Below are 25,616 nucleotides of genomic sequence, written 5' to 3' on the forward strand. Positions count from 1 at the left end.
AACACCTCTTTTTCAACTTCGTTTTGGCTTCGATGACCTGAAGCAACCTGCTGCCGAAAACTGCGTAACTCTTTGTTTACCAAGGAGTTTTCCGTTTCGACTGCGCCGGAAGTGGGGCGAATTATAGGCTTCCAGAATCTGCCGTCAAGCACTGATTTGGGTTTCTACCGAAATGTGCAAAAACGCTGCTTATATATAGACGCGCCCGCGGGGAATGCGCAGTATATTGCCCAACACAAATAGAAATACCCTTGATTCCTATATTTCGGACGATGCCACGCAATGAATGATCAGCCTCGCAGCCTAGCCTCTACCCTGTTGTCGGTTGGGCTGCTGCTCATAGCCATGGCGTCGATCCAGTCCGGGGCCTCCCTGGCCAAAAGCATGTTCTCCGTTGTTGGCCCTCAGGGGACGACAACATTACGACTGATTTTTGCCAGTGTGATCATGATGCTGATACTGCGTCCATGGCGGGCAAAACTCACCGCAAGGTCCCTGCGCACTGTCATCGTCTACGGGATGGCGCTGGGCGGCATGAACTTCCTCTTCTATATGTCATTGCAAACCGTCCCGCTGGGCATCGCGGTGGCGCTTGAATTCACCGGCCCACTGGCCGTGGCGATCTACGCCTCGCGTCGCGCGATCGACTTTTTGTGGATCGCCCTGGCTGCCGTCGGCTTACTGTTACTGATACCAACAGGAGAAGCGACCGCAGGCATCGATCTGGTAGGCACCGGTTATGCCTTGGGTGCCGGGGTATGTTGGGCACTGTACATTTTGTTCGGCCAAAAAGCCGGGGCCGACAATGGCGTGCAAACCGCCGCGCTGGGGGTGATGATCGCTGCGCTATTCGTAGCCCCCATCGGCATTGTCCATGCCGGCTCCGCTCTGCTGACCCCGTCATTGATCCCTGTGGCCCTCGGCGTCGCCATCTTGTCCACTGCCCTCCCCTACACCCTGGAGATGATCGCGCTGACCCGCATGCCGGCCAGAACCTTCGGCACATTGATGAGTATCGAGCCTGCCTTCGGCGCACTATCTGGCTTGCTGTTCCTTCATGAATACCTCTCGCTGTCACAATGGATGGCAATCATGTGCATCATTCTGGCATCCGTCGGCGCAACCATGACCATGAGCACTGCCGCCAGACCAGTAGTAACGGCAGATTGAGAACGGAGATGACACGGGTCTGGTATTTGCCGCTCAATTAGGCCATGTTTAGCCCCGCAACCCAGAGTCATACCACGGATAATTTCAGGTAGGGATATAGGTACGCATCTAGCGAAAGCGAATGCAGCCAGACCCGGGCACCAGATCCGGGGATGCTATAAGGACAGTAATGAAACGATTTTTGATTTTGATCGCCGTACTTGCAATTGCGGGCTGCGCGGCGACGTCAAACACACAGATCAAGCACGGCAAGAAAGGGCTACACATCAACTGTTCCGGACTGTCTTCGTCCTGGGACAAATGCTACGCCAGCGCTGCCAACTCCTGCGCACCCAAGGGATACAAGGTCATCGCCAAATCGGGAGATGCCGTGGAAGAGCCCGGCGATTATCCGTTTGGCCTCAATCCTGCGGGTTATACCAGCCGCAGCATGATTGTCATCTGCAAATAGGCAGGGCCGTCGTTTCAGGTTCTCGGACTTGCGATCTGACGGCCAATTTCCTCGTAGCTGGACTTCAGCACAGTGCGCTGGATATCCGGACTAGCCAGCATGCGCGCTACGACCAGCGCGCCAATACATTGCGACAGAATCGCCCACGCCAGGCTGTCGCTTTGCAGAACACCCGCCCAACGTTCCTGAAGTCGACAAATCCAGTGCTCTGCCTGTTGACGGACAGTCACGTCGGAACGGGCAATTTCCGCCCCCAATGCCGGCAATGCACAACCGGTCTCCGGATTCTCGACGTGAGACATACTCAGGTACTGTTTCAAGCAGCGCTCAAGCTTGTCACGGTCCTGCCCCTCCCCCAGTCGCGTCAGACTTTGCCCCAACTCACGCTCGACTATGCTTGCGAACAGCTCGTCTTTCGACGAGAAGTGGCTATAGAAGGCGCCGCCACTCAAGCCAATCGCTTTCATCAGGCCGTCCACGCCCACCGTTGAAAATCCGGACTTCTTGGCCGATACCGCACTGCTTTCCAGCAGCCTTTGCCTGGTTTCCAGCTTGTGACTGGCCGAATAACGCATTGCCCTTCCCCTTGAATTGCTCACCTTGACGTCTGTCGAATCATAGCATAACGTTCGTTTAGTTAACGATCGTTTACCAAAAGGGATCTACCCATGAATAACAAGAAGGTCGTACTGGTCGTCGGTGCAGGTGATGCCACGGGTGGCGCCATAGCCAAGCGTTTTGCCCGGGAGGGTTTTGTCGCCTGCGTCACCCGCCGCAGTGCAGACAAGCTCCAGCCACTGGTGGATGCCATCAGGGCCGATGGTGGCGAGGCCCACGGTTTTGCCTGCGACGCTCGCAAGGAAGACGATGTGGTGGCACTGGTCGAGCAGATCGAAAGCGAGATCGGCCCCATCGAGGCGTTCGTGTTCAACATCGGTGCCAACGTGCCGTGCAGCATTCTCGAAGAAACCGCCCGCAAGTATTTCAAGATCTGGGAAATGGCCTGTTTCTCGGGGTTTCTCAACGCCCGGGAAGTGGCCAAACGCATGGCCAAGCGCCAGCGGGGCACGATCCTGTTCACCGGTGCTACCGCCGGCCTGCGCGGTGCCGCCGGCTTTGCCGCATTTGCCGGTGCCAAGCACGGAATTCGTGCACTGGCGCAAAGCATGGCCCGAGAGCTCGGCCCGATGAATATTCACGTTGCCCATGTCGTCGTCGACGGCGCCATCGATACCGATTTCATCCGCGACAGCTTCCCCGAGAAATACGCGACCAAGGATCAGGACGGCATCCTCAACCCCGAACACATTGCCGAGAATTACTGGTACCTGCACAGCCAGCCCCGCGACGCCTGGACTTTCGAACTGGACCTTCGCCCCTGGAGCGAACGCTGGTAAGCCCTCCCCTACAACAATAAGCAGAGCGCACCGACCATGAGCAAAACCGTGGAATTCCTTTTTGACCTGGGCAGCCCCACCACTTACCTGGCGTATACCCAGCTACCGGCAATCTGTGAGCAAACCGACAGCCAGCTGATCTACATCCCGATCCTGCTTGGCGGTGTGTTCAAGGCCACCGGCAACGCCTCCCCGGCGACCATTCCGGCCAAGGGCCGCCACATGATTCTGGACCTCGACCGTTATGCCCGGCGCTATGGCGTGCCACTGAAGTTCAATCCGCATTTCCCGATCAACACCCTGATGCTGATGCGTGCCGTGACCGGCATTCAGTTGCACCACCCCGAGCGTTTTGTCGCCTTCATTGACTGCCTGTTCAAGGCCCTGTGGGTCGATGGCCGCAACCTCAATGACCCGGCAACCGTGGCCGCGGTGCTGAGCGACAACGGTTTCGATCCCAACGAGGTGCTGGCACTGACCGCCGACGAAACAGTCAAGGCAACGCTCAAGGACAACACCGAGAAAGCGGTGCAGCGCGGCGTATTCGGCGTACCCAGCATGTTTGTCGATAACCAGTTGTACTTCGGCCAGGATCGACTGGACTTCGTGCTCGAAGCCTTGAGCTAAGCCCCGACCACCAACCGCCCCGTCGCCGCTCCCGACAAGAGCAGCAGATGGGCGGTTTTTGTGGTTTGCCCCGGCGAATCGTCGCCAATTCGCCAGGGGCAGAGCCTTTGTCGACTAAATAAGCCAAGCGCTGGAGACAGCGCCCGGGCTACAGCCAATCAGATAGCCGCGGTGCGGGTATTGAGCCACTCAAGCGCGGCATCCTCAACCAACGGACTCAGGCGCTCGCGCACTTCGGCGTGGTAGGTGTTGAACCACTGTTTTTCCTCGTCCGACAGCAGCGAGGTTTCCAGGCAGCGCGTATCGATCGGGCACAGGGTCAGCGTTTCGAACTTCAGGAACTCGCCGAATTCGCTTTTGCCTGCCTCACGGTTCATCGCCAGGTTTTCGATCCGCACACCCCAACGGCCCGGACGATAGGTGCCCGGCTCAATGGACGTGATCATGCCGGGTTGCATCGCGGTTTGCGGTGCAGGTGCGGCCTGATAAGCGATGACTTGCGGACCTTCGTGGACGTTCAAGAAGTAGCCGACGCCATGACCGGTGCCGTGACCGTAGTCGACACTTTCCGCCCAGATGGGCGCACGGGCGATGGCATCGAGCAGCGGCGACAGGATGCCTTTCGGGAACTGCGCGCGGGACAAGGCAATCACGCCCTTGAGCACGCGGGTGCAATCGCGTTTTTGCTCATCGGTCGGTGTGCCCACCGCAACCATCCGCGTGATGTCGGTGGTGCCGCCCAGGTACTGGCCACCGGAGTCGATCAGCAGCAGGCCGTCCCCTTCGATCACTGCGTGTTCTTCTTCGGTGGCATGGTAGTGCGGCATCGCGCCATTGGCGTTGAATGCGGCGATGGTGTTGAAACTCAGCGACACATAATCCGGACGGCGCTCACGGGCGGCGGTGAGTTTTTCGTCGATGGTCAGTTCGGTGATGCGCTCGCGCCCCAGTGCCGAGTCCAGCCAGGCGAAGAATTCGCACAGTGCTGCGCCGTCCTGCTCCATGGCCTGACGGATGTGTTCGGCATCGGCCAGGCTTTTTTGCGATTTGGCCAGGGTCGTCGGGTTTAGGCCTTCGATCAGCTTCACCCCGCTGTTGAGGTTGTCCAGCAATCCCGCCGTGACCCGCGTCGGGTCGACTTGCAGGCTCGCGCCGCTCGGTACGGCGCGCAGAGCGGCGGCGACCTCGCTGTAATCGCGCAAGGTCACGCCGTCCTGTTCGAGGATGGCGCGCAACTCGGCGCTGACTTTGCTCAAGGCGACAAACAGCGTGGCCGTTTGCTGATTGATCAAGGCGAAAGAAACAAACACCGGGTTGAACGACACGTCGCCGCCACGCAGGTTGAACAGCCAGGCGATGTCATCCAGGGTGGCGATGAAATGCCAGTCGGCACCCCGCGTCTGAAGGGTTTCACGCAGTTTGGCGAGTTTTTCGCCACGGCTGACGGTCGCCTGTGGAGGCAGGTGCTGATAGATCGGTTCGTTCGGCAGGCCTGGGCGGGCGCTCCAGACGCCGCTCAACAGATCGATGTCGGTGCGCAGGTGAGCGCCGCGCTCTTCAAGCTTGGTGCTCAGGGTCCGTGCCGAAGCCACGGCCATGACCGCGCCGTCGACCGCGACAACGCCACCCTCGGGGGTTTGCTCGGCCAGCCATTCCAGTGGCCCGGGTTGACCCGGTTGCAGCTTGACCAGGTCAATGCCGCTGCCCTTGAGTTCCTTGGTCGCCTGCTCCCAATAACGGCTGTCGGCCCAGACGCCGGCAAAGTCCGGGGTCACGATCAGGGTGCCGACCGAACCATGGAAGCCCGACAACCACTGGCGCCCTTGCCAGTAACCCGGCAGGTATTCGGACAGGTGCGGGTCGGCCGACGGCACCAGCAAGGCGTGAATGCCCTCCCGGCTCATCAGTTCGCGGGTTTGCGCCAGGCGCTGGGGCACCGATCCATTGATCGAAAGCTGCGTATTCATCGTGTCTCCTGCTAATCACTTGTTCATTATTGTTGAGTGCCGATCAACGTCGGCGCTTCGTCGCCCTATTGCCAGAATGCCGGAGCACTGGCGCAGGCTGCCTTGATCAGTTGAACCGCCTGGTCGATGTCCTGCTCGGTGGTGAAACGCCCGAGGCTCAAGCGGATGGTACGACCGGCCGAGCGGGCATCGTGCCCCAGGGCCAGCAGTACGTGGGATGGGGTATTGCTCGCGGAACTGCAGGCCGAAGTCGCGGAAAACGCGATCGAGGCCAGCAACGCCGCCGGGTTGAACTCGCCTTCGTCGAAGGTCAGGCTCAGGGTATGGGGAATGCGCCGGGTCGGGCTGCCGTTGAGACGCACACCGGGAACGCTCTGCAATTGCTCGAGCAAGCGGTCACGCAAACGCACGATGGTGGCTTTCTCTTCATCGAACACAGCCGCCGCCAGTGCAAAGGCCGCGCCCATGGCCACGATCTGATGGGTCGCCAGTGTGCCGGAACGCAAACCGCCCTCATGCCCGCCGCCATGGATCTGCGCCTGCAATCGTTGTTGTGCACGCGGACCGACGTACAACGCGCCGATACCTTTGGGGCCATAGAGCTTGTGTGCGGAAAACGACATCAGGTCCACCGGCCACTGCCCGAGATCGATCGCTACTTTGCCCGCGCCCTGTGCGGCGTCGACATGGAACAACGCCCCGCGATCACGCACGACCTGACCGATGGCGGGAATGTCGTTAAGGGTGCCCAGTTCGTTGTTGACCAGCATCAGCGACACCAGGAAGGTGTCCTCGCGCATGGCTTCGCTGACTGCTTGCGCGGTGATCAGGCCCTCGGCGTCCGGCACCAGATAGGTCACCGCGACACCGGCCTCCTGCAGTTGCCTGGCGGTATCGAGAATGGCCTTGTGTTCGATCTGGCTGGTGATGATATGGCCGCCGCCAGTGCCGCGGGCCTGGGTCACGCCTTTGAGCGCGAGGTTGTTGGATTCGGTGGCGCCGGAGGTCCAGACGATCTGCCCGGGCGTCGCGCCGACCAGTTCGGCGACCTGGCATCGCGCCTGTTCGACCGATTGCCGGGCCTGCTGGCCGAAGACGTGGGAGCTGGAGGCCGGGTTGCCGAAATTGCCGGTAAAGCCCAGACACTCGACCATCACCTTGATGACCCGCTCATCCACCGGCGTGGTGGCGGCGTAATCGAAATACAACGGACGTTTATTCATAAAAGACTCGCAGAGCGTGTTCCGGGATCAGGAAGCTCGTGACTGCAAACGGCAAAACGCAGCCTTGTGAGCTGCGCGCTGTTTTCAGAACGCTACCAATACCTGATCGGATGCCGTTAAAGAAGAACTACTTCATTTAAAAGTGCGTAGGAACGCTCCTGAAAAGTCAGCTTAACAGGCATCGGGCAAGCGGTTGAAGCAATGCGTCAGCTAAAGCTTTCGAGCAACAGCGGATACAGCGAACCCACGAGCAGCGCGGCCATGCCCCAATTGAACAGGCGCAGCCAGCGGCGATCCTTCAGGACGTTGCGCAACAGCGTGCCGCAAGCGGCCCAGACACCGACACTCGGCAGGTTGATGATCGCAAAGACGGCCGCGATCACGATCACATTGGTGAAGTAACCCTGCATCGGCGTGTAGGTACTGATAGCACCAATGGCCATGATCCAGGCCTTGGGATTGACCCACTGGAACGCGGCGGCGCCCAGATAGCTGATCGGTTTCGCCTCGCCCTGCCGACTCTCCGACATGGGCCCGGAATGGGCGATTTTCCACGCCAGATACAGCAAATACGCCGCCCCCGCATAACGCAGCACGGTGTAGAGCAAAGGGTAAGTCTGGAACACCGCGCCAAGGCCAAAACCGACCGCCACCACCAGTACAAAGAAGCCACAGGTGATACCGAGCATGTGCGGAATAGTGCGGTTGAAGCCGAAGTTCACCCCGGATGCCAGCAACATGGTGTTGTTCGGGCCGGGCGTGATCGAAGTGACGAGGGCAAACAGGGCGAAGCCCAGCAGCAGGTCGAGAGAGAGCGTCATGGGTGGTAGTCCGTCAGGGTCGGTCAGGTGTTGACCCTATCGCACACCCTGGATGAAACCCATGGACAGTTACGCGAAACTTGGAGCAGTACAGTTTCGCTTCAGCTTGAACGACCGTGAAGCTGTACAGATCGCCCGGCGTTCATTTCACCCTGGTTGTCGAAGTTGAACGACTTTTGCGGCTGTCCGAGCAGCTCGGCTTTTTTCGCGTGGTATTCGTCGAAGGACAGACCGCGGCGGTTCAACGCCTCCAGTGCCAGTTCCTTGCTTTCTTCAGCCGTGTAAGGCCGAAGCTCAGGGGAAACATGGCTGGCACATCCGGCGAGTACGGCGACGGCGAGCATCAGCAAAGTGGCAATCATCGGTTTCATTTCTGGCGTCCTGGCGACTGGGTTCGAGGCAATGAACACAGGCTACTCGCGCCTCCCGGACAGCAGAAATCAACGCTTTCAATAGTGGCTATCAAGAAATGGCGATCATTGTCGATGTGCTGGGAGAACGCGGCCCGGGAGCGCACTGGTTGGAGCCGGCTTGATGGCACTTAAATGGCGCTGCTGCTCGTCGGGCACTCGGTGAGGCGAAAGAGGCTGGCCTATATTTATTCGGTCGTACAACGGCACAGGTACTTTCCATTCACAAAACAACAACAGGGAGATCCATCATGAGCGTCAAACCCATTCCAGAGGGGTATCACAGCGTCACCCCCTATCTGGGCATCAACAAAGCCGCCGAAGCCATCGCCTTCTACAAAAAAGCCTTTGGCGCCATTGAAATCATGCGCCTGGACATGCCCGGTGGCAGTGTCGGCCACGCTGAACTGCGCATCGGCGATTGCCCGATCATGCTGGGCACACCGTGCGATCAAGGGCCGCTGAGCAATCCGGACAATTCGCCGTCCGTGGGTCTGCATTTGTATGTGACGGATGTCGACAAGTCCTACAAACAGGCGATCGATGCCGGCGCAACCGTTGTATCGGAGGTCAAGGACCAGTTTTATGGCGACCGTTCCGGGACCTTGAAGGATCCCTACGGGCACCTGTGGTTCCTGGCCACTCACAAGGAAGATCTGACTCAGGAACAGATTGAGCAACGGGCCAAGGAGATGTTTGCCCAAGGTTGAAATCCCGGGTGCTGGAGCGGGCCTCTTCGCGAGCAGGCTCGCTCCCACAGGGGCCCCGCCTTCAACAGCACCGCCGACTTGCTAATCACTTGCGCAAGCATGCCCGCCCCTGACCTGTCGGCAATGAGAAACATTTTCTTTCATTTCCCCTTTCGGTATTTCCCCTGCTCATCCGTCCTACATAGATGCAGTCCTTTCGCGTAGGCAAAAGCCACGATCGGACCTTCAGGGCGCTCATCCCTGCGAAGCCCGCAGCCGAGCTGCCTCTCATCGAGCCAAGACCTCCAACATGTCAAAGAAGTCCCGTTCAAAAATCTGGTTCCTGGTCCATAGCTGGCTGGCGTTGCCGATCTGGTTTTTCGTGCTGATCGTCTGTGTGACCGGAACCCTGGCCGTCATCAGCCAGGAAATCGTCTGGCTGGCCAACCCGTCAATGCGCGCCAGCCAGCCCTCGGACGATGCTCCGCTGCTCAGCTATCAACAGGTCATCGAAGCCATCAATAGGGCCGAACCGCAGACCGTGGTGCAGAGCATCAGTCGCCCCGACGAGTCGCACTTCGCCCTGGATGTCGAAGTCAGCTACCCCGACGGGCGCTCGGTGGTGATTTATGTCAATCCGTACAGCGGCGTGATCCAGGGCGTCGCGCCGGAATTCAACTTCCGCGCCTTCACCCGCGCACTGCACGCTTGGTGGCTGGTGCCGTTCACCAATGGTTACAGCTGGGGCTGGTACCTGGTGTCGTTTCTCGGTTTGCCATTGCTGGCGTCGCTGATCACCGGGCTGGTGGTCTACAAACGCTTCTGGAAAGGCTTCTTCCGCCCGACCCTGCGCATTCGCCACGGCGCGCGGATTTTCTGGGGCGACTTTCACCGCTTGAGCGGCATCTGGTCGATCTGGTTCATCGCGGTGATTTCCGTCACCGGCACCTGGTTCCTGATCCAGGCATTGCTGTCCGATAACCAGATTTCCATTTCCACGGAAAAGATCATCCCGGCGATGTCCCGCGAAGCGGTGCCACTGTCGCCCGATGGCTCGCCCCCACCGCGTATCGACCTTGACCGCGCGATTGAAATCGCCACGCAGGAAATCTCCGGGCTGGAAGCCAGTTTCGTCAGCCTGCCGGGCAATGCCTACAGCCACCTGGATGTCGGCGGGCGCGGTTGGTATCCGTTGATGTTCCAGACCGCCACGATCAACCCGTACAACGGCGAAATCGCCGCCTCGCGCCTGATCTCGGACCGTTCGGCCCTGGAGTTCGTCACCGAGTCCATGCGCCCGCTGCACACCGGTGATTTCGGCGGACTGTGGATCAAGCTGATCTGGGCATTCTTCGGCCTGTTGCTGAGCATGATGGTGCTCAGCGGCCTGCTGATCTGGACCAAGCGCACGGCGCTGGCCACGGCCAATGCCTTCAAACGCAGCAACAAGAAACAGCGCGACACCGCGGCGCAACCGGCCACGAGCAACGAAGTGTCGAGGGTCGACCTGTGAGCAAAGACATTGCAGCCCCGCAACCTTCGCGCCTGAGTGTGTTCTGGCACCAATGGCGCTTTCACCTGAACGTCCTGTTGCTGCTGATTCCACTCGGTTTCATGCCCAAGTACTTCGCCGACGAGGCATTGATGCGCGGCGACAGTGGCCTTGGCGAACGGGAAGTCGGCGAAGTCCGGGTCGGTCCCTGGAGCCTGCGCCTGGCGGAATTGCGCAATTCAGCCCCGATGCTCGAAGGCCCCGCCGGCTACATGAAGGGTTTCAACGCCGCGCTGTGCGAGGCCTGTATCGGCCAGGTCAAGGCCACTTACCTGCGCATCGGCAAGCCCCGCAGCCTGCGCGCCGCCGGGGTGATTTTCTTCGGCGCCCCGTACCGCATGGGCGCTTCGCTGCCAGTCCCGGAAAAGACCACGGCCGACGCCGAACTGTGGATCACCATGGAAGGCTGGGACGGCGCCATGCATCAGGCATCCATTCCGTTGAGCCAGGCCTCCCCCGCCACCATCGCCTGGTTGAACAAACAAGGAGGCAAACCATGATCAACCCTCTTCGCTCGCTCAACGCCACGTTACTGCTGCTCTGCGCCGGCTTCAGCGCCAGCGCCCTGGCCCACAACCCGATGTGCGAATGCAAGGCCATCGACGCGGAGCAGATCAAGTGCACCGGCGGTTTTTCCGACGGCAGCGGCGCTCCGGGCGTGACCCTCGATGTGATCGGCTACGACGAAACCATCCTGGTGCCGGGAAAGCTCGGGCCTGATTCGACCCTGACCTTCAAGAAGCCCGGCGCCGAGTTCTATGTACTGTTCGACGCAGGTCCCGGTCACGTCGTGGAAATCGACCAAGCGGACATCGAGGCACCATGAGCACTCCAACGACCCAAGTCGTGCGCCCGGTCGGGGCCGGTCACGAAACCCTCTACATTCTGCTGCTGTGCCTGATGATCTTGGCGGTGGCCGGCTCGGTGGTGCTCTGGCGCGGTGAATCCCATGAGGTGAGCAGCGTCAGCAGCCATCAACTGGATGCGCGCCGTGACCTCAGTGCATCCGAGCAAGGTATTTACGCCGATTTGCGGGTGACGCTGGACGAGATTCATTTGCTGCGCCAGGAACAGCAAGCGCTGCCGACTCCCGAGGCGCTAGCTGAGGAAGGTTTTGCCCCGTTTGCCCGGGACGCAAGCTCCGTCAGCCGGGGCGGCCATGCCTGGCAATTGCTCGACGCCAAGGCCTATTTCGGCCAGAGCCAGACGCCGACGGTTGCCGGTTCGTTCCTGATGCGTCTGGCCGCAGCCAATGATGCACCGGACATCTGGCTCAACCGCGCCAGCAAGCTCACGGCCCCTGCCGACCTCAGCGACGCCGCGCTCGAAAGCGCCGGCTGGCAGCAGGTCGTCGCGCAATTCGATGCCGGCGTGACCCGCCAGCACCGGCACTGAACCCTCGCCTTTTTCCGAGAGAAGACCGCTTTCCCATGCCCAATTCATCTCAACGTTGTTTTTTGCGCCTGCTGCTGGTCGGCTTGCTCGCCTGCCTGTTGCCATCACTGGCCAGCGCCGACGAAGCCAAGCGCCTGCTCATCGGCATCACCCTGCATCCTTACTACAGCTACGTGGCGAACATCGTCGGCGACAAGGCCGAGGTGGTGCCGCTGATTCCGGCCGGTTTCAACCCGCATGCCTACGAGCCCCGCGCCGAAGACATCAAGCGCATCAGCGGGCTGGACGTGATCGTGCTCAATGGCGTCGGCCATGACGATTTCGCCGACCGCATGATCGCCGCCAGCGAAACCCCGAACGTGCCGGTGATCGAAGCCAACGAAAACGTGCCGCTGCTGGCCGCCACCGGCGTGGCAGCACGCGGTGCCGGTAAAGTGGTGAACCCGCACACCTTCCTGTCGATCAGCGCCTCGATTGCCCAGGTCAACAACATCGCCCGGGAGCTGGGCAAGCTCGACCCGGCCAATGCCAAGACCTATACCGAGAACGCCCGCGCCTACGGCAAGCGCCTGCGCAAGATGCGCGCCGATGCCCTGGCCAAACTGACCCAGGCACCGAACGCCGAACTGCGGGTGGCAACCGTGCACGCGGCCTACGTCTACCTGCTGCGTGAGTTCGGACTGGAAGTGACGGCCGTGGTCGAACCGGCCCATGGCATCGAACCGAGCCCGAGTCAGCTGAAAAAAACCATCGATCAACTGCGTGAGCTGGACGTGAAGGTGATCTTCTCGGAGATGGATTTTCCTTCCACTTACGTCGATACCATCCAGCGCGAGTCCGGGGTGAAGCTGTATCCGCTGTCGCACATTTCCTACGGCGAGTACACCGCCGACAAGTACGAAAAGGAAATGACCGGCAACCTCGACACCGTGGTGCGGGCGATTCAGGAGTCGGGGGCATGACATCGAAAGAAACGCTCATCGCCCCAAACGCCGAATACCCTGTGGGAGCGGGGCCGACATTGGATTTTTCCGACATCAGGCTGACCCTCGGGCGCACGACGATCCTCGACAACGTCACCTTCCAGGTTCAGTCCGGCAGCGTGCACGCACTGGTCGGCCCCAACGGTGGCGGCAAGAGTTCACTGATCAAGACCCTGCTCGGGCAGATGCCGCACCAGGGTCTCTTGAGCCTGCAATGGCCCGCCGGGCCGGGGACCATCGGCTATGTGCCACAGGCGCTGGAGTTCGACCGGGGCTTGCCGATGACCGTCGACGATTTCATGGCCGCCATGTGCCAGCGGCGCCCGGCCTTTCTCGGTTTGAGCAAACACTACGCGGCGGCGATCGGCGAGGCGCTGGAGCGGGTCGGCATGCAGGACAAACGCAAGCGCCGCATGGGCGCGCTGTCCGGCGGCGAACGGCAACGGGTGCTGCTGGCCCAGGGGCTGATTCCGCCTCCGCAATTGCTGGTGCTCGACGAACCGATGTCGGCCCTCGATGAAGCCGGGATTCAGGTGTTCGAATGCTTGCTCGGCGACTGGCGAGCGGCGGGCATCACCGTGCTGTGGATCGAGCACGACCTGGAAGCTGTCGGGCGCCTGGCCGATCACGTCACCGGGCTCAATCGCCGGGTGCTGTTCGACGCCACGCCGCAACAGGCGCTGACACCGGAGCGTCTGTTGACCCTGTTCTCGACCCACCCACGGAGCCTTGCCTGATGAGTTACGAAGCTTTTCGCCTGATGGTCCAGGACTGGGCCTCGTCGGGTTATCTGCCCGAGGCGCTGGCCTATGGGTTCGTGGTCAACGCATTGATCGCCGGACTGCTGATCGGCCCGGTGCTGGGAGGCCTGGGCACGCTGGTGGTGGTCAAGCGCTTCGCGTTTTTCTCCGAGGCGGTCGGTCATGCAGCGCTGACCGGCGTGGCCATCGGCATTCTGCTCGGCGAACCCTACACCGGGCCTTACGGCAGCCTGTTCGGCTACTGCCTGCTGTTCGGCATCCTGCTCAACTACCTGCGCAACCGCACCGGCCTGGCGCCGGACACCTTGATCGGTGTGTTTCTCTCGGTGTCGCTCGCCCTGGGCGCGAGCCTGCTGCTGATTCTGGCGGGCAAGATCAACGTGCATATTCTGGAAAACGTGCTGTTCGGCTCGGTGCTGACGGTCAACGGCAATGACCTGCTGGTGCTGGCCATCGTCGGTTCGCTGGTCATGGCCCTGGCCTTGCCTTTGTACAACCGCATCATGCTCGCCAGTTTCAACCCGTAACTGGCGGCGGTACGCGGGGTGGCGGTGAAAACCCTGGATTACCTGTTCGTGATTCTGGTGACGCTGATCACCGTCGCCGCCGTGAAGGTCATCGGCGCGATTCTGGTCGGCGCCCTGCTGGTGATTCCGGCCGCCGCGGCACGCCTGCTCAGCCAATCGCTGAAGGGCTTTTTCTGGTGTTCGGTACTGATCGCCACGGTCAGCACCCTGTGCGGGATTCTCGCGCCGATCGTCTTCGACCTGCCGATCCCGTCCGGCGCCGCGATCATCCTCGTGGCCGGTATCGCCTTCGCCCTGGCCGCCCTCGCGCGCGGTGTCGTCCCCAGCCTGAAAGGGAACCTTGGATAAATGATTTTTTCACTGCGCCAACTGACCCTCGCCGTCGCCCTGTGTGGACTGGCGACAACGGCCATTGCCGCCGACAACGGCAAACCGCTGCGTGTGCTGGCCACCTTGCCGATTACTTATGGTCTCGGTGAAGTCTTGCTCAAGGGTACCGATGTCAGCCTCGAACGTGCGGCCCCGGCCAATTTGCCCGGCAGCCGCCAGACCGCCTACTTCACCGGCCGTGGTGCCCCGGCGCTGGCCAAACTGGCGGACGGTGCCGATGCGGTGATCGACCTGCGCTCACTGTGGCCGGATGACCCGCTTTACCCGATCTCCCGGCGCAGCAACATCCGCATCGTCGAAGTCGACGCCGCCCGCCCGTTGGACGGCGCCCTGCCCGGCATAGCCGTACAGCCCGACAACAAGGTCGACGGGCTGAACAGTCAGCCGTGGTTCTCCAGCAATAACATGGGGCGCATGGCCGATGTAATGGCGGCGGACCTGGTGCGCCTGGCCCCCGAGGCCAAGCCGAAAATCGACGCTAACCTGGCAGCACTCAAGCAGCGTTTGCTCAAGCTCAGTGCCACCAGCGAAGCGCGGCTGGCCAATGCGGACAAACTCAGTGTGATGAGCCTCAGCGATCACTTTGGTTACCTGATCGGCAGTCTCAATCTGGAATTGATTGGCCAGGACGCACGCGCCGATGCCGATGCCGATGCCGAGTGGACTCCGGAGGCGCTCACGCAATTGGCCACGAAGCTCAAGGACAATGACGTGGCGGTGGTGCTGCATCACCGGCAACCGTCGGATGCGCTGAAAGCGGTGATTGCCGGGTCGGGTAGCCGGTTGGTGGTGTTGAGCACCGATGCCGAGGATCCGGTGGCGGAGCTGGAAGGGAATGTGGATCTGGTCATCAAGGGGCTTAGTGGCGTGTAACCTCAGTTGGACTGCGTTATCGTTCTTCGCGAGCAAGCCCGCTCCCACATTGGAAATGCGGTCCCCTGTGGAAGCGGGCTTGCTCGCGAAGGCGGCCTTACAGACAACACAAACTCCAGACCTGAAAAAGCCCGCCGACTGTCACCAGTCCAGCGGGCTTCTTTTGGCGTGACGGATCAGTGCGCCACAGCCGTCTGCTCATCCATCTTCAGCCGCAGGCTCAACGGACGCATGTCGGTCTAGGTCTCTTCAATATAAGCCAGGCATTCCTCTTTCAGCCCGCTTTTACCCACGGTGCGCCAGCCTTGTGGCACGGCTTTGTAGTCGGGCCAGATCGAGTACTGCTCTTCGTGGTTGACCACGACCTGAAAGAGGATGTCCTCGCGGTCGAATACTGACGTCATGGTGTCTCTCCATCGTTTTCGGGCGGGCTGCGCTGTGTGCGCAGCCGTTATGTAGAAAGAACGTTCCGCAGGGCGGAAAATTTAAGGATTGGCAGTGGCGGCGGCCAGGGCCCGGCCGAAGATTTCGGCCACGCGATCGATCTGCGCAGCAGTAATCACCAACGGCGGCAGGAAGCGCACCACTGCGCCATGACGACCACCGAGTTCCAGGATCAAGCCACGCTTGAGGCATTCACGCTGCAGCAGGGGTGCCAGGCGGGCGAAGGCCGGCGGATGGCCTTGGGCATCCAGTGCGCCGGTCGGGTCGACCAGTTCGATGCCGAGCATCAAGCCACGCCCGCGAATGTCACCCAGTTGCGGGAAGTCCCGCTGCAGGATGCGCAGGTGCTCGGCCAGACGCTCGCCCATCGCGGCGGCATGCTCGCAGACCTTGTGCTCCACCAGATAACGCATCACCGCGGAACCGGCGGCCATGGCCATCTGATTGCCACGGAACGTCCCGGCATGGGCGCCCGGCAGCCAGGTGTCGAGCCAGTCGCGATAGACCACGACCGCCAGCGGCAGACTGCCGCCGATGGCCTTGGACATCACCACGACATCGGGAATGATCCCGGCATGCTCGAAGGCGAACATCTTGCCGGTGCGGGCGAAGCCACTCTGGATTTCATCGACGATCAGCGCGACGCCAGCCTGTTCGGTGATCCGCCGCACACCGCGCAACCAGTCCAGATCCGCCGGGATCACCCCGCCCTCGCCCTGCACCACTTCGACGATCACCGCCGCCGGCAATTGCACCCCCGCCTCAGGGTCGCTGAGCAGATTTTCCAGGTAACTCAGGTTGGCTTTGACCCCTTGCGCGCCGCCAAGCCCGAACGGGCAGCGGTAATCGTAAGGGTACGGCATGAACTGCACGCCGCTGCCGAGCAAGGCACCCAGGGGCTTTTTCGGCCCCAGGCTGCCCATCAAGGCTCAACGCGCCCTGACTCATGCCGTGGTACCCCCTCTGGAACGACAGTACGGTGCTGCGACCAGTGGCGGTGCGCACCAGTTTATGTGCCATCCAGCCGCCTCTACGACGGGCATGTGCCGGAGGTGAATTATCCTGCACAGATGCTGGTCAGGAAGGTCCGGCAAAACGGTTCAATTAAGTGGAAAGGCGGGATGGTATTTGTGAGTGAATCGCTGGGGCTTCAGGAGGTGGAAGATGAGGTCTGGGAAGTGTTTTTGTGCAATTACCTTTTAGGTCGTTTGAAAAGCGGTGAAAACCGCCTTTCAAACCCGCAAAAACGTAAAGGATGTCCCCGGTTTCGTTTGTAAAGGATGTCCCCGTTTCTACACCGCGAAGGCGGTGTAACAGTCAACAATGATGTTGAATGTGACGGCCTCTTCGCGGGCAAGCCCGCTCCTACAAGGGATCTGTGGTGTTTTTCAGACTGGTTGCAGCGGCATCGTCAGTTCGACCCGCAAGCCGTCCGGCCGGCTATCGAAATGCAGCGTGCAACCGCAACGCTGTACGATGGCCTGGACAATCGCCAGCCCCAGACCACAACCGGTGCTCTGGCCGTTGCGCCAGAAGCGCTGGGTCAGGTGTTGCAGGTCTTCTTCGGCAATCCCCGGCCCATGGTCGCGCACCACGAACTGCACACGATTGCCGGTGGTTTCCAGGCTCAACTCCACCGTTTTGTCGGCAGGGGTATGGCGCAGTGCGTTGTCGAGCAAGTTGCGCAGCGCGGCAATCGACAGCACGGCGGGCATTTGTACCGGTGCGACGGAAACCTTGCCCGGCGCCTGAAACCTGATGCGCTGGCGATCACCGCTCGCCGCGTCCTGGATCGCCAGTTTCGCCACTTGCTCGGCGTTGCATTGCACACCGTCGTCGAACGACAGACTGCCCTCGACGCGCGCCAGCAACAGCAATTGTTCGAGGGTCCGGTGCATGCGGTCCGCCCCCTCTTCGGCCCGGGCCAGGGACTGATCCCGGGCGCTACCTTCAGTCATCCGTGCCACTTGCAGGTGGGTCTTGATTGCGGTCAGCGGGCTGCGCAGTTCGTGGGCCGCGTCACCGGTCAGGCGACGTTCGCGCTCGATGGTCTTGCCGATGCGCTGGAGCAACTGGTTCTGGGTTTCCAGCAAGGGTTGCAGCTCGCTGGGCAGCGGCTGGATCTGCAAGGGCTCGAGGGAATCGGCGCTGCGGCGCATCAAGGCGTCGCGCATGCGGTTGAGCGGCGCCAGCCCCTGGCCGATACCCAGCCAGAGCAAACACAGGCAACCGAGCAGCGCCACGCCCACCGGCACCGAAGCGGCCAGCAGGATCGACATGTTCAACGCCTCGCGCTCGATCTGCCGGTCGGCGGTGGTGATGCGCAGATCGCCCCGGGCCAATGTGAAACTGCGCCATGGCGCGCCGTCGATCATCTGATCGTGAAACCCGAGTTTCTCGGCCTCCAGGGTCTGCTGCGGTTCGGTGTGACTGCGGGCGAGGATTTCTCCGCGCAACGAGCTGACCTGGCACGCCATGCCACCCGGAATGTTCAGCTGTTCGGCGCTGAAATGAGTGCCCTCGCCCTTGCTCGGCACGGGCGGCAGTTGCTCCATCAGGCCGGCGACCATGCGTGCCGACGCCACCAGGCGCTGGTCGAGGGAAAACATCATTTGATTGCGCAGATCACTGAGCATCCAGGCCGCGGCCAGGGCCCAGATCAAGGCAAATGCGGCACCGAGCGTCAGGCTCAGGCGCAAACGCAGACTCATCACTTCGATTCTTCTCCGCCATCAGCCGGCCCCAGGCGATAGCCCAGGCCACGCACCGTCTCGACAATGCCGTTGCCGAGCTTGCGCCGCAGGTGATGGATATGGACGTTTAGGGCATTGCTTTCCAGCTCGTCGTTGAAACCGTAGACGCTGTCCTTGAGTTGCTCGGTGGACAACACGCGGCCACGGTTATGCAGCAAGGCTTGCAGCAATGACTGCTCGCGACGCGACAGGTCCACCGGCTGCCCCGCGAGCGTGGTTTCGCGGCTGCTCGGGTCGTAGGTCAGGGCACCATGCTCGATCAGGTTGACGCTGCGCCCCGCCACCCGCCGCAACAGCGTGTGCAGGCGCGCAGCGAGTTCGCGCAGGTCGAATGGTTTGAGCAGGTAATCATCGGCACCGGCTTGCAGGCCATCGACACGGTCAGTGACCGAGTCCCGGGCGGTGAGGATCAAGACCGGCAACTCCAGGCCTTGATGGCGCAACTGCTGCAGCAGCTTGAGGCCATCCTCGTCCGGCAATCCGAGGTCGAGCACCATGACGTCAAACTCCGCCACCTTGAGCATCGCCCGCGCGGCGGACGCCGTGGCAACGTGTTCCACGGTCAGGCCTTGGGCGGTCAGGCCGGCGACAATGCCGCTGGCGATCAGCTCGTCGTCTTCACAAACCAGTACGTGCATGGTGAAACCTTCGCAAATATGGCGATTGAATACACCGCCGATTAACCCCGGATTATGCCTGAGAACCAGAGGGTAACGATGGCGCGCCAGGATTGATTGAATGCAATACATATGTACCGCATCCATACCCACCTATCTCAATAGTCTGTGTCGGGTAGCACTCACATTCAATTCATCACAGGTACCCACTATGTATACCCACGAACCCGCGCTCAAGTCACTGTTCAATCTGCCTGACGGGCTGGAAATGCAAACCACCCAGGTGACCGAGCTGCCAACACAAGCCACGACCAAGGGGCTGGCATTGTACAACCTGGGCGAGTTCACCCAGTCGCAAACCTATCTGACTATCGGCGCAACGGCTGGCAATCGGGATGCGCAATACGCCTTGGGCGAAGTCTTCAGGCGCCGGGCAAAGGGCCTGACCGATGACGCGAAAAAGTGGTATGGACTGGCCGCGGCGCAAAATCACGTGTACGCCCTGATGCGGCTGGGCGACGATGACTCGCTGAAAAAAGCCAAGGAACTGGCTCAGGCAGAGGCGGATAAAGGCAATGCCGACGCCATGCTTGAGCTGTACGAACTGGACCAGAACATTGCGACGCTTAAAAAAGCGGCCGATGCCGGCTCAATGGAGGCCCAGTTCATTCTCGCGATCAAGTACGAGGAGGACAAAACGCTCATTGTTGACGAGACAGAGAGAGATACCGCCATCCACGGCTTGCTGAAAAAAGCCGCTGACAGTGGTTTCTCCAGGGCCATGCATTGGTCTGCCAATCGACCGCCAGCCCTTTGGGATCTCCCTGTCAGGCGTCAATTGGTTGAAAAACGCGCACAGCGCAATGATGTCTACGGACTGCTGAACTATGGCCGTGCCCTCGGTGGTTTTTACACCACTGAAGATGGCACTGACGAATATGGCTTCACGGAGGATCTGGTCAAAAGTTACGGTTTGTTCTGGCTGATCGCCGAAACCACCCGGGAGTTGTCCGTGCATACCCTGGCCACACAGGACCTCCAGTCCGTTGCAACAATCATGACAGCCGATCAGATCACCGCCGCCAAAGTCTTTGCCCGGCAGTGGGAGGTCGATCATCCGCCAATGTCCGAGTACAGGTTGACCTATAGCGATATCAAGTGACTCGGCCTGGCCAGTAACGCCATGTTGTATCAGTCCATGCGCACGCTCGACTTTTTTGCGTTAACACCCGGTTAATCGACGACCATCATCGTGCATGAATTATGTAAGCCCCAGGTGTTGTCGATGCGTTACTTCGTTTTCTTGCTGCTGGCATTGTTTGCCAGCCTGAGTCAGGCCCAGGCTGGCAACAATCCTTTTGAAACCAAACCCGACTTTCTTTCCGTCGACAAAGCCTTCACCTTCACTTCCGAACGTCTGGAATCCGGTGAAACCCAGCTCTATTGGCAGATCACCGACGGCTATTACCTGTACCAGAAACGCTTGAAGTTCGACGGATTGTCTGTCGAACAGCATCCTGCGTTGCCGGAAGGTGAAGCCCACAGCGACGAGTTTTTCGGTGAACAGCAAGTCTACCGTCAGGGCCTGGAACTGAAGATTCCGGCGGGTGCCAGTGGTCAGGTCAAGGTCAGTTACCAGGGCTGCGCCGATGCCGGTTTGTGTTATCCGCCACAAACCAGAGTCGTCGACCTGGGTAATACCAATGCACTGAATGCAGCCACTGAAGCACCGGACCAGGCGCTGGCCAGCAGCCTGCAACAACGGGCGCTTGGCTGGAGCCTTTTGCTGTTCTTCGGCCTGGGCCTGTTGCTGGCCTTCACGCCTTGTTCATTGCCAATGCTGCCGATTCTGGCCGGGTTGATCGTCGGCAGCGGCGCCACGCCCAAACGTGGATTTGCCCTGGCCAGCAGTTACGTAATCAGCATGGCGCTGGTGTATGCGGCGATGGGTGTCCTGGCCGCCTCCCTAGGGGCGAACCTGCAAGCCTGGTTGCAGAACCCCTGGCTGCTGGGGAGTTTCGCGGCGATTTTCGTGCTGCTGGCGCTGCCGATGTTCGGCTTCTTCGAACTGCAACTGCCGGTCGCCGTGCGTGATCGCCTGGAAAACGTCTCGCGCAATCAGCGCGGCGGCAACCTGATCGGCGCCGGGGTGCTGGGGGCGCTGTCCGGTCTGCTGGTCGGCCCGTGCATGACCGCACCGCTGGCCGGCGCCCTGCTCTACATCGCGCAAAGCGGTAACGCATTGCATGGCGGATTGATTCTGTTCGCCATGGGCATCGGCATCGGTGTGCCGCTGCTGTTGCTGGTGACCGTCGGCAATCGCTTCATGCCCAAGCCTGGGGCCTGGATGAACCTGATCAAAGGCATTTTCGGCTTACTGTTCCTCGCCACCGCCTTGTTGATGCTGCGCCCGGTGCTGGACGAATCCCTGTGGGTCGGCTTGTGCGGCGCGCTGCTGTTGATCGCCGCCTACAGCGCCTGGAAACAGTCGGAAGGTTTTGGCCGTATCGCGCACCTGTTTGGCGCCAGTTCGTTGCTGCTCGGTTTATGGGGTGGCCTGTTGGTGATCGGTGCGGCCGGTGGCGGCGATGATCCGTTCAAGCCATTGCAGGTCTACCGCGCCTCGAACCAGGCTGTGGCCGCCGTGCCGGTTGGCCACGATGCCTTCACCACCATCAAGGATCCACAGGCACTGCAACGGGAACTCGACGCCGCGCAGGATCAGGGCCAGTGGGTGCTGCTGGACTACTACGCCGACTGGTGCGTGTCGTGCAAGGTCATGGAAAAACAGGTCTTCGGCAAAACCCGTGTCCTCGAAGCCTTGGGCGATGTGCGCTTGCTCCGACTGGACGTCACCGCCGACAATGCCGCCAGCCGCGAACTGCTCGGCCGCTACAAAGTGCCAGGGCCGCCGAGCCTGCTGTGGATTGGCGTGGACGGTGAAGAGCGTCGCAGCCAGCGCATCACCGGCGAGGTCGATGCCGATACTTTCCTGCAACGCTGGACCAACACCCGAGACGCCCGTTAATGCTGACCTTCACCCTCGGCACCTTTGCCATCGCGCTTAATCACTTGCTGCTAATCAGTGCGCTGGCGCTGGCCACTTTTGTCGGCTGGCGGGTCGCCAAGCGTGGTGGTGAAAACCCCGAGTCGGTGCTGTTCAGCCTGTTCCTACTAGGCATGCTGGCGGCCCGAATCAGTTTCGTGGCGGCCTATTGGGTGCACTATCGCAATGATCCGTGGCAGGTCATCGACCTGCGCGATGGCGGTTTTCTCGCCTGGCCGGGGGTGGTCGTGGTTTTGCTCGCCACGCTGTATCGCGGCTGGCGTCGCCCGGGTCTGCGCCGTCCATTGGGCTATGGCGTGGTCAGTGGCCTGGTGTTCTGGCTGTTGGCGACCTTCTCCCTGTCGATTTATGAACAAGGCACACGCCTGCCGGAAATCACCCTGCGCAACGCCGCCGGCGAAACCGTGCAACTGGCCGACTACAAGGGCGGCCCCTTAGTGATCAATCTCTGGGCCACCTGGTGCCCACCGTGCCGCCGGGAAATGCCGGTGCTGGAAAACGCCCAGCAACAACGACCGGACCTGACGTTCCTGTTCGTCAATCAGGCGGAAAGCATGCAAAGCGTCGCGACCTTTCTGGAAACCCAGGGCCTGAGCCTGTCCAACGTGCTGTTCGACGGCAGCGGGCGTCTGAGCCAGGCCGTCGGTTCCATGGCATTGCCGACTACGCTGTTCTACAACCCCGAAGGTCGCCTGCTGGGTAGCCATCTGGGCGAGTTGTCGGAAGCCAGCCTGGCCCGCGCGCTGGAAAACTTCGACACCGTACCCGCCACCTCTTCAAGGAAATTGCCATGCCCCGCCTCCGCCACCTGCTGACCCTGAGCCTCGGTGCCGCCCTGTTGCACCTGCCATCGGTGCAGGCCGAAGAGTTGCCCGATGCGATCAAGAAAATCGAGGCCAAGGGCGCGAAAATCGTCGGCCAGTTCGACGCCCCCGACGGCTTGCGCGGTTATGCCGCGCAATACCAGAACCGCGGCATGGCGCTGTACCTGACCCCGGATGGCAAACACGTGTTGCTGGGCAACCTGTATGACGCCGAGGGCAATGACCTGAGCAGTGCGCCATTGCAAAAACTGGTGTATGCCCCGATGGCCAAGGAAGTCTGGGCCAAGTTCGAAACCAGCAACTGGATCGGCGACGGCAAGAAGGATGCGCCGCGCGTGGTGTACCTGTTCAGTGACCCGAACTGCCCGTACTGCAACATGTTCTGGGAACAGGCCCGGCCGTGGGTCAAGGCCGGCAAGGTGCAACTGCGTCACATCATGGTGGGCATCATCCGCGAAGACAGCCCGGGCAAATCCGCCGCACTGCTCGCCGCCAAAGACCCGGAAAAGGCCCTGCAGGACCACGAAGCCGCTGGCAAGGACAGTTCGCTCAAAGCCTTGAAGGAAGTACCGCCAGCGATTCAGGCAAAATTCGCGGCCAACATGCAATTGATGGAAGAGCTGGAGTTGCAGGCGACGCCGGCGATTTTCTACATGGACGACAAGGGTAATCTGCAACAGCAGCAAGGCGCGCCTTCGCCGGACAAACTGGCGAAGATTCTCGGACCGAAGTGACTTCTGCGCCCCTATCGCGAGCAGGCTCGCTCCCACAGGGATAGGCGATTGCCTGTGGGAGCGAGCCTGCTCGCGATGGCGTCGGTAGATTCGACTAAGCCCTGCCGGCCAAAAATGCCAACAGAGTTTCAGTCACAAACCCGGGATTCTCCAGATTGGAAATATGCCCAGCCTCTGGCACCAGCACACACGGGCAGCCAATCAACTCGGCCATTTCACGGGCTTCACTCGGTGGCCGAGGCTTGTCCTGATCGCCGCACATCACCAAAGTGGTCGCTGCGTCCAGTTCGCCCAGACGTGATAACTGGTCATCCCGCCCAAATGTGATCCGCCCCATCGGCACGATGCTTTCACGCAGGCGATCCGAGGGTAGACCCGCCAGGGAAGCACGAAAATTCCGGTAGAGCGCCGACTGCGGATTAATGCCCGGCCGGAAGAAAATCGGCACCACGATATCCAGCAGCGCTGGAGTGATGAAACCCGCCTCTTCGATCTGCTTCAACAGTGAAAAATAATACTGGCGAGTCGGCTCCGGTTCGGCGCCGACGTAGGTGTCCATCAACACCAGGCCATTGAGCCGGTACGCTGCCGACAGCGCCAGGCGCACGCCCCACATGCCGCCCACCGACAGGCCGACCAGTGTGACCCGCTCGATGTCCAGGTGGTCGAGCAAGACCAATGCCTGACGCGCCAGGTCATCCAGCGACGTCGTACCGACAGGCAACGGCCCGGATTGGCCGTGTCCCCAGAGGTCCATAGCTATCACCCGATACTGTTGCGACAGCGCGGCAATCTGCGGCGCCCACATGGCCTGGTCCCACAGGTAACTACCGGCCAGCAGTACCGCCGGGCCGGTGCCTTGATCGATGTAGTGATGGGCTTGTCCATCTATCGTTACGTAGGGCATCGACTGTCTCCGCGAGTAAAAATGGAGCCGGAAGACTGAGTGGCTGACAGTCCCTCGTCAATCGCTGGAGTGTGTGCGTTTGTGCCACCGCCTTCTCTCCGGTGATGTAGCTGGCCGCCAGGCCCTCGATGACTGGTAATCAGCCCCTAAAAGCAAGCGTGGCCATAGTCAAAATGACAGTGGCCACGCAAACCGAACTATCCCAGCGCTGATCCATGTCCCACTTGCCTGCCTGTCTGGTTTGGGAAACATGACTCATGAACGCTAACTACCCCTTCACTTGCACAGGTGTTTTCTTTTCGTCCTCGATCAGGTTGTAGCGATAGACTCGACCCGCTTGTTTGTCGAACGCGAAATCATGACCTGGAATCAAGTGTACTTTTTTGGTCGGCTTGCAATCATCTTCGTTCTTGGCCGCGCAGTCCTTGAACGCGTCGACGACAACTACGCTATTGCCATTATTTTGCACTTTATAACGATCCGCAGTGTTATCGATTTTGGTATCAAACCGGGTATCGGCCGGGCGGACAAAAAATACTGAGCCATAACCCGCCATTACGTTGAAACCGGCAGACATGCTCTTTTCATAGGATTCGCGCTCACTTTCGGCGACGGCGAATTTATCTTCTTTTTCAGGTACTACCGGCAAAAAGCGGACCCGGAAATATCGCTCCTTGCTACGATCGCCGGTATACAACAGGCGGGTGCCCTGAGTGCCCTTGGCTGGCACGATCAATCGGGCCGGACTGGCAACCAGGCCATCGCGAGTACTGCCCTCGACGGTCTTCAAGGGCTCTTCTCGAGACTCCCCGTTCTTCTCGTAAAAAATCTCCTTGATCTCGACTTTTACGAATGCCGTTGATGTACCGCCGTTATGAATACGTTTTAGATAACTACTTTGATTACCTCTCATAAAGTCATAGAAGGTACCAATTTGCAGGCTCGGGCCTGCATGAGCGCTCAGGCTGAACATCAATGTGCAAAGCAACGTATAAAAAAAATTCATGAGATAAACCTCGTGCTGGAAACTGGCC

Annotated in this window: 25 protein-coding genes and 4 pseudogenes; 18 read left to right on the forward strand and 11 right to left on the reverse strand. The window is 60.5% G+C overall.

Annotated features, from left to right (window positions below):
- Positions 1–282 precede the first annotated feature (282 nt).
- Positions 283–1,170 carry a threonine/homoserine exporter RhtA gene (rhtA, locus tag KGA85_RS19765; RefSeq protein WP_223543328.1) on the forward strand — a complete coding sequence of 296 codons (888 nt, stop codon included), beginning with the start codon at positions 283–285 and terminating at the stop codon, positions 1,168–1,170.
- Between the two features lie 169 nt (positions 1,171–1,339).
- Entirely contained in the window at positions 1,340–1,621 is a 282-nt protein-coding gene (locus KGA85_RS19770) for a hypothetical protein (protein ID WP_223456820.1), read from the forward strand.
- Between the two features lie 14 nt (positions 1,622–1,635).
- On the opposite strand, the gene KGA85_RS19775 is transcribed toward KGA85_RS19770, so the two are convergent.
- On the reverse strand, positions 1,636–2,196 hold the full coding sequence (locus KGA85_RS19775; protein WP_150755959.1) for a TetR/AcrR family transcriptional regulator: 561 nt from the start codon (positions 2,194–2,196) through the stop codon (positions 1,636–1,638).
- 93 nt (positions 2,197–2,289) lie between these two features.
- Between KGA85_RS19775 and KGA85_RS19780 the strand changes: the two genes are divergently transcribed.
- Together KGA85_RS19780 and KGA85_RS19785 are read left to right on the forward strand one after the other, a co-directional pair.
- The gene (locus KGA85_RS19780; RefSeq protein ID WP_223456821.1) at positions 2,290–3,018 is read left to right on the forward strand and encodes an SDR family oxidoreductase; all 729 of its coding nucleotides are present in this window, start codon (positions 2,290–2,292) and stop codon (positions 3,016–3,018) included.
- 36 nt (positions 3,019–3,054) lie between these two features.
- Positions 3,055–3,645: a 2-hydroxychromene-2-carboxylate isomerase gene (locus KGA85_RS19785; protein ID WP_223456823.1), complete on the forward strand. Its 591-nt coding sequence runs from the start codon at positions 3,055–3,057 to the stop codon at positions 3,643–3,645.
- Positions 3,646–3,803: 158 nt separating this feature from the next.
- Here KGA85_RS19785 and KGA85_RS19790 read toward each other — a convergent pair whose 3' ends face one another.
- The 4 genes from KGA85_RS19790 to KGA85_RS19805 form a co-directional block, all read right to left on the reverse strand.
- Positions 3,804–5,612, reverse strand: a complete 1,809-nt coding sequence (locus tag KGA85_RS19790; RefSeq protein ID WP_223456826.1) for an aminopeptidase P family protein — start codon at positions 5,610–5,612, stop codon at positions 3,804–3,806.
- 65 nt (positions 5,613–5,677) lie between these two features.
- Positions 5,678–6,835 (reverse strand): cysteine desulfurase family protein, encoded by a 1,158-nt coding sequence (locus KGA85_RS19795; protein WP_223456828.1) that lies wholly within the window; start codon positions 6,833–6,835, stop codon positions 5,678–5,680.
- 206 nt (positions 6,836–7,041) lie between these two features.
- Positions 7,042–7,656: a LysE family translocator gene (locus tag KGA85_RS19800; RefSeq protein WP_223543329.1), complete on the reverse strand. Its 615-nt coding sequence runs from the start codon at positions 7,654–7,656 to the stop codon at positions 7,042–7,044.
- Positions 7,657–7,757: 101 nt separating this feature from the next.
- Positions 7,758–8,027, reverse strand: a complete 270-nt coding sequence (locus KGA85_RS19805) for a hypothetical protein (RefSeq protein ID WP_223543330.1) — start codon at positions 8,025–8,027, stop codon at positions 7,758–7,760.
- Positions 8,028–8,317: 290 nt separating this feature from the next.
- Between KGA85_RS19805 and KGA85_RS19810 the strand changes: the two genes are divergently transcribed.
- From KGA85_RS19810 to KGA85_RS19850, 9 genes and pseudogenes are all read left to right on the forward strand, one after another.
- Positions 8,318–8,776: a VOC family protein gene (locus KGA85_RS19810; protein WP_223456830.1), complete on the forward strand. Its 459-nt coding sequence runs from the start codon at positions 8,318–8,320 to the stop codon at positions 8,774–8,776.
- Between the two features lie 289 nt (positions 8,777–9,065).
- On the forward strand, positions 9,066–10,268 hold the full coding sequence (locus KGA85_RS19815; protein ID WP_223456831.1) for a PepSY-associated TM helix domain-containing protein: 1,203 nt from the start codon (positions 9,066–9,068) through the stop codon (positions 10,266–10,268).
- Positions 10,265–10,807 (forward strand): thiamine pyrophosphate-binding protein, encoded by a 543-nt coding sequence (locus KGA85_RS19820; protein WP_223543331.1) that lies wholly within the window; start codon positions 10,265–10,267, stop codon positions 10,805–10,807. The genes KGA85_RS19815 and KGA85_RS19820 overlap by 4 nt, the downstream gene beginning before the upstream one ends.
- On the forward strand, positions 10,804–11,133 hold the full coding sequence (locus KGA85_RS19825; RefSeq protein ID WP_223543332.1) for a hypothetical protein: 330 nt from the start codon (positions 10,804–10,806) through the stop codon (positions 11,131–11,133). Before KGA85_RS19820 ends, KGA85_RS19825 begins: the two co-directional genes overlap by 4 nt.
- Positions 11,130–11,702, forward strand: a complete 573-nt coding sequence (locus KGA85_RS19830; RefSeq protein ID WP_223536662.1) for a DUF6162 family protein — start codon at positions 11,130–11,132, stop codon at positions 11,700–11,702. The genes KGA85_RS19825 and KGA85_RS19830 overlap by 4 nt, the downstream gene beginning before the upstream one ends.
- A 35-nt stretch (positions 11,703–11,737) precedes the next feature.
- Positions 11,738–12,664: a metal ABC transporter substrate-binding protein gene (locus tag KGA85_RS19835; protein WP_223536659.1), complete on the forward strand. Its 927-nt coding sequence runs from the start codon at positions 11,738–11,740 to the stop codon at positions 12,662–12,664.
- Positions 12,661–13,422, forward strand: coding sequence for a metal ABC transporter ATP-binding protein (locus KGA85_RS19840; RefSeq protein WP_223536656.1), 762 nt, complete (start codon positions 12,661–12,663; stop codon positions 13,420–13,422). Before KGA85_RS19835 ends, KGA85_RS19840 begins: the two co-directional genes overlap by 4 nt.
- Positions 13,422–14,321 (forward strand): annotated as a pseudogene (locus KGA85_RS19845) (metal ABC transporter permease). The gene KGA85_RS19840 and the pseudogene KGA85_RS19845 overlap by 1 nt, the downstream one beginning before the upstream one ends.
- A complete protein-coding gene (locus KGA85_RS19850) occupies positions 14,322–15,236 on the forward strand; it encodes a metal ABC transporter substrate-binding protein (RefSeq protein ID WP_223536653.1) in 915 nt (304 codons plus the stop codon).
- Between the two features lie 242 nt (positions 15,237–15,478).
- Here KGA85_RS19850 and KGA85_RS19855 read toward each other — a convergent pair.
- A pseudogene (locus tag KGA85_RS19855) lies at positions 15,479–15,640 on the reverse strand (MbtH family protein); the annotation flags it as partial.
- Positions 15,641–15,721: 81 nt separating this feature from the next.
- Positions 15,722–16,697 (reverse strand): annotated as a pseudogene (locus tag KGA85_RS19860) (aminotransferase class III-fold pyridoxal phosphate-dependent enzyme); the annotation flags it as partial.
- Here KGA85_RS19860 and KGA85_RS19865 point away from each other — a divergent pair.
- Positions 16,682–16,957, forward strand: a pseudogene (locus KGA85_RS19865) (IS481 family transposase); the annotation flags it as partial. The pseudogenes KGA85_RS19860 and KGA85_RS19865 sit on opposite strands and share 16 nt — an antisense overlap.
- A 111-nt stretch (positions 16,958–17,068) precedes the next feature.
- Here the strand turns inward: KGA85_RS19865 and KGA85_RS19870 are convergent.
- On the reverse strand, positions 17,069–18,394 hold the full coding sequence (locus KGA85_RS19870; protein WP_223533334.1) for an ATP-binding protein: 1,326 nt from the start codon (positions 18,392–18,394) through the stop codon (positions 17,069–17,071).
- Positions 18,391–19,071, reverse strand: a complete 681-nt coding sequence (locus KGA85_RS19875; RefSeq protein WP_008020398.1) for a response regulator — start codon at positions 19,069–19,071, stop codon at positions 18,391–18,393. The genes KGA85_RS19870 and KGA85_RS19875 overlap by 4 nt, the downstream gene beginning before the upstream one ends.
- 304 nt (positions 19,072–19,375) lie before the next feature.
- Between KGA85_RS19875 and KGA85_RS19880 the strand changes: the two genes are divergently transcribed.
- From KGA85_RS19880 to dsbG, 4 genes are all read left to right on the forward strand, one after another.
- Positions 19,376–20,212 (forward strand): tetratricopeptide repeat protein, encoded by an 837-nt coding sequence (locus tag KGA85_RS19880; protein WP_223543333.1) that lies wholly within the window; start codon positions 19,376–19,378, stop codon positions 20,210–20,212.
- A 123-nt stretch (positions 20,213–20,335) separates the two neighbouring features.
- Positions 20,336–22,078: a protein-disulfide reductase DsbD gene (dsbD, locus tag KGA85_RS19885; protein WP_223543334.1), complete on the forward strand. Its 1,743-nt coding sequence runs from the start codon at positions 20,336–20,338 to the stop codon at positions 22,076–22,078.
- On the forward strand, positions 22,078–22,932 hold the full coding sequence (locus KGA85_RS19890; RefSeq protein ID WP_223456853.1) for a TlpA disulfide reductase family protein: 855 nt from the start codon (positions 22,078–22,080) through the stop codon (positions 22,930–22,932). Before dsbD ends, KGA85_RS19890 begins: the two co-directional genes overlap by 1 nt.
- Positions 22,908–23,675, forward strand: a complete 768-nt coding sequence (dsbG, locus tag KGA85_RS19895) for a thiol:disulfide interchange protein DsbG (RefSeq protein ID WP_046040574.1) — start codon at positions 22,908–22,910, stop codon at positions 23,673–23,675. The genes KGA85_RS19890 and dsbG overlap by 25 nt, the downstream gene beginning before the upstream one ends.
- A 94-nt stretch (positions 23,676–23,769) precedes the next feature.
- On the opposite strand, the gene KGA85_RS19900 is transcribed toward dsbG, so the two are convergent.
- Positions 23,770–24,582 (reverse strand): alpha/beta fold hydrolase, encoded by an 813-nt coding sequence (locus tag KGA85_RS19900; protein WP_223456861.1) that lies wholly within the window; start codon positions 24,580–24,582, stop codon positions 23,770–23,772.
- Between the two features lie 268 nt (positions 24,583–24,850).
- Positions 24,851–25,588 (reverse strand): molecular chaperone, encoded by a 738-nt coding sequence (locus tag KGA85_RS19905; protein ID WP_223456863.1) that lies wholly within the window; start codon positions 25,586–25,588, stop codon positions 24,851–24,853.
- Between the last annotated feature and the right edge of the window lie 28 nt (positions 25,589–25,616).

This window comes from Pseudomonas sp. GL-B-12 (genome assembly GCF_019955895.1).
Lineage (GTDB): Bacteria > Pseudomonadota > Gammaproteobacteria > Pseudomonadales > Pseudomonadaceae > Aquipseudomonas.

Excerpts from the sequence above, each read along its gene's own strand:
- rhtA (WP_223543328.1), top strand. The coding sequence starts at position 283 with ATGAATGATCAGCCTCGCAGCCTAGCCTCTACCCTGTTGTCGGTTGGG.
- KGA85_RS19770 (WP_223456820.1), top strand. The coding sequence starts at position 1,340 with ATGAAACGATTTTTGATTTTGATCGCCGTACTTGCAATTGCGGGCTGC.
- KGA85_RS19775 (WP_150755959.1), bottom strand. The coding sequence starts at position 2,196 with ATGCGTTATTCGGCCAGTCACAAGCTGGAAACCAGGCAAAGGCTGCTG.
- KGA85_RS19780 (WP_223456821.1), top strand. The coding sequence starts at position 2,290 with ATGAATAACAAGAAGGTCGTACTGGTCGTCGGTGCAGGTGATGCCACG.
- KGA85_RS19785 (WP_223456823.1), top strand. The coding sequence starts at position 3,055 with ATGAGCAAAACCGTGGAATTCCTTTTTGACCTGGGCAGCCCCACCACT.
- KGA85_RS19790 (WP_223456826.1), bottom strand. The coding sequence starts at position 5,612 with ATGAATACGCAGCTTTCGATCAATGGATCGGTGCCCCAGCGCCTGGCG.
- KGA85_RS19795 (WP_223456828.1), bottom strand. The coding sequence starts at position 6,835 with ATGAATAAACGTCCGTTGTATTTCGATTACGCCGCCACCACGCCGGTG.
- KGA85_RS19800 (WP_223543329.1), bottom strand. The coding sequence starts at position 7,656 with ATGACGCTCTCTCTCGACCTGCTGCTGGGCTTCGCCCTGTTTGCCCTC.
- KGA85_RS19805 (WP_223543330.1), bottom strand. The coding sequence starts at position 8,027 with ATGAAACCGATGATTGCCACTTTGCTGATGCTCGCCGTCGCCGTACTC.
- KGA85_RS19810 (WP_223456830.1), top strand. The coding sequence starts at position 8,318 with ATGAGCGTCAAACCCATTCCAGAGGGGTATCACAGCGTCACCCCCTAT.
- KGA85_RS19815 (WP_223456831.1), top strand. The coding sequence starts at position 9,066 with ATGTCAAAGAAGTCCCGTTCAAAAATCTGGTTCCTGGTCCATAGCTGG.
- KGA85_RS19825 (WP_223543332.1), top strand. The coding sequence starts at position 10,804 with ATGATCAACCCTCTTCGCTCGCTCAACGCCACGTTACTGCTGCTCTGC.
- KGA85_RS19830 (WP_223536662.1), top strand. The coding sequence starts at position 11,130 with ATGAGCACTCCAACGACCCAAGTCGTGCGCCCGGTCGGGGCCGGTCAC.
- KGA85_RS19835 (WP_223536659.1), top strand. The coding sequence starts at position 11,738 with ATGCCCAATTCATCTCAACGTTGTTTTTTGCGCCTGCTGCTGGTCGGC.
- KGA85_RS19840 (WP_223536656.1), top strand. The coding sequence starts at position 12,661 with ATGACATCGAAAGAAACGCTCATCGCCCCAAACGCCGAATACCCTGTG.
- KGA85_RS19850 (WP_223536653.1), top strand. The coding sequence starts at position 14,322 with ATGATTTTTTCACTGCGCCAACTGACCCTCGCCGTCGCCCTGTGTGGA.
- KGA85_RS19875 (WP_008020398.1), bottom strand. The coding sequence starts at position 19,071 with ATGCACGTACTGGTTTGTGAAGACGACGAGCTGATCGCCAGCGGCATT.
- dsbD (WP_223543334.1), top strand. The coding sequence starts at position 20,336 with ATGCGTTACTTCGTTTTCTTGCTGCTGGCATTGTTTGCCAGCCTGAGT.
- KGA85_RS19890 (WP_223456853.1), top strand. The coding sequence starts at position 22,078 with ATGCTGACCTTCACCCTCGGCACCTTTGCCATCGCGCTTAATCACTTG.
- dsbG (WP_046040574.1), top strand. The coding sequence starts at position 22,908 with ATGCCCCGCCTCCGCCACCTGCTGACCCTGAGCCTCGGTGCCGCCCTG.
- KGA85_RS19900 (WP_223456861.1), bottom strand. The coding sequence starts at position 24,582 with ATGCCCTACGTAACGATAGATGGACAAGCCCATCACTACATCGATCAA.
- KGA85_RS19905 (WP_223456863.1), bottom strand. The coding sequence starts at position 25,588 with ATGAATTTTTTTTATACGTTGCTTTGCACATTGATGTTCAGCCTGAGC.